2 protein-coding genes and 2 pseudogenes are annotated in these 4,684 nt (G+C 67.1%); 1 reads left to right on the top strand and 3 read right to left on the bottom strand.

What is annotated here, in order from left to right:
* From thsA to rio1, 3 genes and pseudogenes are all read right to left on the bottom strand, one after another.
* Positions 1 to 1,630: pseudogene (gene thsA, locus GJ632_RS19510) on the bottom strand (thermosome subunit alpha); the annotation flags it as partial.
* Positions 1,631 to 1,868: 238 nt separating this feature from the next.
* Positions 1,869 to 2,410: pseudogene (locus GJ632_RS19505) on the bottom strand (KH domain-containing protein).
* 86 nt (positions 2,411 to 2,496) lie between these two features.
* Positions 2,497 to 3,420 (bottom strand): serine/threonine-protein kinase Rio1, encoded by a 924-nt coding sequence (rio1, locus tag GJ632_RS19500; RefSeq protein ID WP_191453808.1) that lies wholly within the window; start codon positions 3,418 to 3,420, stop codon positions 2,497 to 2,499.
* A 455-nt stretch (positions 3,421 to 3,875) separates the two neighbouring features.
* Here rio1 and GJ632_RS19495 point away from each other — a divergent pair.
* A partial coding sequence (locus GJ632_RS19495) for a glycosyltransferase family 39 protein (RefSeq protein WP_191453807.1) occupies positions 3,876 to 4,684 on the top strand: 809 nt, incomplete at its 3' end.

Below are 4,684 nucleotides of genomic sequence, written 5' to 3'. Positions count from 1 at the left end.
CCGCCCATGCCGCCCATGCCGCCCATGCCGCCGCCGCCCGGGGGCATGTCGTCGCCTTCGTCGTCGTCGCCCGTCTGGCCGCCGGAGAGGTCGCCAGCGGCGATGACGTCGTCGATGCGGAGAATCATGACGGCCGCTTCCGTCGCGCTCTCGATGGCCTGCGTCTTCACGCGGAGGGGTTCGACGACGCCCTCCTCTTCCATGTCGATGACCTCGCCCGTGTAGGCGTCGAGGCCGGCACCGAACTCGCCGCCGTCGTGGCGGGCGCGGAGGTCGACCAGCGAGTCGATGGGGTCGAGACCGGCGTTCTCGGCGAGGGTGCGCGGGATGACGTCGAGTGCCTCGGCGAACGCCTCGACGGCGAGCTGCTCGCGGCCGCCGACGGAGTCGGCGAACTCGCGGAGCTGCAGGGAGAGTTCGGTCTCGGGCGCGCCGCCGCCGGGGAGGACCTTCCCGTCTTCGAGCGTCGTGCGGACGACGCCGAGGGAGTCCTCGATGGCGCGTTCGACCTCGTCGACGACGTGGTCGGTACCGCCGCGGAGGATGAGCGTGACGGACTTGGCGTCCTCGACGTCCTCGACGAAGATGCGCTGGTCGCCGCCGATGTCCTTCTCGGCGACGGAGCCGGCGAAGCCGAGGTCGGACTCCTCGATGTCGTCGAGCGAGCCGACGACGCTGCCGCCCGTCGCGCGGGCGAGGCGCTTGAGGTCCGACGACTTCGCGCGGCGGACCGCGAGGATGCCTTCCTTGGCGAGGTAGTGCTGGGCCATGTCGTCGATGCCGTCACCGACGAACACGACGCGGCGCCGACATCGGCGAGCTGGTCGACCATCTCCTTCAGCTGCTTCTCCTCCTGGTCGAGGAACTGCTGAAGCTGGTCGGGGTCGGTGACGTTGACTTCGGCGTCGATTTCGGTCTCGCGAACTTCGAGGGCGCCGTCGAACAGGGCGACGTTGGCGTCCTCGACCATGTAGGGCATGTTCTCGTGGACGCGCTCTTTGTCCACGATGACGCCCTCGACGAGTTCGGAGTTGTCGATGGAACCGCCGACGACCTTCTCGACGGAGACGTTGTCCGTGTCGATGCCCTCGTCGTCCGCGACGGCCAGCACGGCGTCGACGACGAGTTCCGCGAGGAGGTCCTTCGCGGACTCGGCGCCCTTGCCCGTCATCGCCGTCGAGGCGATTTTCACGAGCGTCTCGCGGTCGTCGGAGGAGACGTCGATGGCGTCGTCTTCGAGGACCTCTTTGGCCTTCTCGGCGGCCTGACGGAAGCCCTGTGCGATGGTGGTGGCGTGGACGTCCTGCTCGATGAGTTCCTCGGCCTGGTCGAGGAGTTCACCGGCGATGACGACGGCCGTCGTCGTTCCGTCTCCGACCTCGTCCTCCTGTGTCTCGGAGACTTCGACGATCATGTTGGCCGCGGGGTGGTCGATGTCCATCTCCTTGAGGATCGTTACGCCGTCGTTGGTGACGACGACCTCGCCGGAGTTGTCGACCAGCATCTTGTCCATGCCCTTCGGACCCAGCGTGGTCCGGACGGCTTCGGCCACGGCCTTCCCGGCCGTGATGTTCATCGACTGCGCGTCCTTCCCCTGCGTGCGCTGGGAATCTTCACCCAGAATAATCATGGGCTGACCCTGCTGCATTCGCTGAGACATATTCGCTTCGATGGTTGTTTGCGATTCTATAAAAAAAGTTTCCCATGCGGTTGGCCAAACCGGCACACGGGGCGGCTCTACGCGTGTTAGACGTTGGCATGAAACCGCCCCTATATATACGTAATCGGTCGTCCGGACGCCGACTCGGTCCGTCCGCCGAACCAGTCGCTCCCGGTCGTTCGGAGCGGTCAGAGAGAGAAGAATCCGTTCAGTCGGAGGGCTGGACGTCGAAGTCTTGCGTCAGTTCGTTGTGCTTGCGTTCGAGGAACGAGTAGACCGCACCGTGGGGGGCACCGTCGAGAATCATCCCGACGGCGCGACGGACGGCCTCGACTTCCTCGGGTTGGCCGATGATACCGAGCGTCGTCCCGCGGATGACGACTTCGCGCCCGACAGTTCCTCCATCAGTTCCCGCGTCCGGCCGTTCTCGCCGATGAGTCGGCCCTTCTGTCGCTGGAGGTCGTTCTTGTTCCGCGTGTGCTCTTGCAGGTCGACGAGTTCGAACGTCCGCATGTCGTCGTCGAGAAGCGAGAGCGCGGCTTCGGGCGTGAAACCGCGGCCGACGGCGCGGACGATGTCGGGGGCGAGCATCCCGGTCACCGGGTCGCCCACCTCGTCGATGGCGACGGCGCCCGTCTCGGAGTCGATGTCCAGGCGAACTTCGGCCCGACGCTCTATCTCGCGCATCGTCTCGCCGCCCTCGCCGATGAGGACGCCGATACGGTCCTGCGGGACCTTCACGTGTTGCATATACCACTCGCTATCCGGCGGAACGGTTTAAGAGTTTGTCCGGCGGTTCGGGGAGTGTGGACGCGTCTCGTGGTGGTCTGGGTGTGTCACTCGTCAGTCGATTCCGCGTCCGTCCCGGCGTCCCGTTCGTCCACGTCCGGGTCCCCCGTCGGGTCGGCGTCCACGTCGGTGACGAACTCGTACAGGTCGTCCGCCGAGGTATCGGTGCCCTGCCGCGAGAAGAACTTCGCGACGTTGCGGCAGTCCCGTCGGAGGAACTCGCCCGCGTTCGGGTGGTGGACGGTGACGGCCTGTCCGAGGTCGATTATCACGAGTTCGCCGTCGTGGATTATCATGTTGTACTCGGAGAGGTCGCCGTGGACCAGACCGGCCGAGTGGAGTCGTCGCATGTACTCCCGGACGACTTCGTACGCCGTCTCGGGGTTCTCGACGTTCACCTCCGCGAGACGACGCGCCCGGTCCTCGACCAACCCCACCAGTTCCATCACGAGGACGTTCCGCTCGACGGCGATGGGTTCGGGCACGCGGACGCCCGCCCGGCGGGCGCGTTCGAGGTTGGCGAACTCCTTCTGCGTCCACGCGAGGACGACCCGCTTCTTGTCGTTGCCGATGCCCTCGAAGCGCGGGTCCCCCTCGAGGTAGTCGCGCATGTGCCGGAAGTTCGACGCGTTGATGCGGTATATCTTGACCGCGACGTCGGTGTCGTCCTGACCGAGCGCTTCGTACACGTTCGCCTCCTTCCCCGTCGAGATGGGGCCACCGAACGCGTCGATGTGGCCGTCCTGAACGAGTTTGTAGATGGCGGCGAACGTCGCGTCGTCGAACACCGACTGCTCGACCTTGAACTGGTCGGCGTCCTTCAACCGCTTTCTGAACTCGTCGAACTTGCGGTCGCGCTTTCTGGCGATGCGGTCCGCCTCGGTGTCCGTGACGTCTATCGACTCCCACTCGTCACCGGGCGTGTCCGCTTCCTCCGGCGCGACGAGGCCGAACTCTTCGCTCTCGGTCATCTCTCGAAACCTACGAGCGGCCGACGGAAAAGCGTCACAGGTCGAGCTCCGGTGATTCGGCCGCGTCGGCCGCGATTAAGTTCTCCGTTACACGGGCCGTATCCGCGGTATAACCAAGGCGGCGACACCGAACGGTACGAAGCGATGAACTCCTCTCGGTCCCGTTCGGGCGACTCCTCGGCGTCCGTCCGGTCGCTCCTCGGGTCCGGCCTCGGCATCGCCCTCCTCGTGGCCGGACTCGCGGTCTGGTACGCGACGAACCTGTCCGGCAGTTTCCACGTGGACGAGACGCTGTACGCGCAGTCCGGACTCGCCGTCTTCCGGGGGAACCCGTACACCAACCCCACGCACGCGTTCGCGCCGACGGCGAAGTACTTCGTCGGCCTCGGACAGGTGCTGTTCGGCCGGACGACCGTCGCGCCCGCACCTTCGTCGTCGGCTTCGGACTCGCCGCGGTGTACCTCACCTACCGACTGGCGACGACGCTCCGCGGTCCGGTCGTCGGACTCGTCGCGGCGTTCCTCCTCGGCACCTCCTACCCGTTCGCCACGCAGTCGGTGGTCGCGATGCTCGACGTCCCCCTCGCCTGCTTCGTCGTCGCCCTCACCGTCGTGACGCTCCGGTGGCACCGGACGCGCGACCGCGCGTGGCTCCCGTTCGTCGGCGTGTTCGCCGTGGCCGCGGCGACGACGAAGGCGTACGGCTTCCTCTACGTGCTCCCGCACGTCTGCTTTCTCGGCGTCGTCCTCGCCCGCCGGTACGGCGTCCGGTCGCTTCACCGACGCGCGTCGCCGTTCGTCGGCGGGTCCATCGTCGCCCTCGGCCTCGTCTACCTCCCCCTCGTCCTCTTTCGACACCCGCCGGCCCCCGCGGAGTACACCGCCGGCGTCCCCTTCGCGTCGGCGATTCTGGACCTCCCCGTCGTCGGTAACTTCGCCTACGTGTTCGGCGCCGCCCTCGTGAAGAACCTCGTCCACACCGGCGACGGACACGCCGTCGTCGTCGCCGGCTCCGTCCACCAGTACCCGCCCGTCTGGTCGTACCTCTACTGGCTCGGCACGGAGGGCGGGACGCTCCTCCTCGGCGCGTTCCTCCTCGCCGTCGCCGCCGCCGCTTTCCGAGCGACCGCCGAGCGAGACGCTCGATGGGCGCTCCTCGGGGCGGCCATCGTCGTTCCGTTCGTCGCGCTCAGCCTGCTGACGGTCAAGTTCCCGCGCTACGTCCTCCCGCTGTACCCGCTCGTCTCGCCGCCGGCGTCGTCGCC

Source organism: Halogeometricum sp. CBA1124 (assembly GCF_009741955.1).
GTDB lineage: Archaea > Halobacteriota > Halobacteria > Halobacteriales > Haloferacaceae > Halogeometricum > Halogeometricum rufum.
Note: the sequence above shows the minus strand (reverse complement) of the source record. Positions and strands in the feature narration are given on the sequence as shown.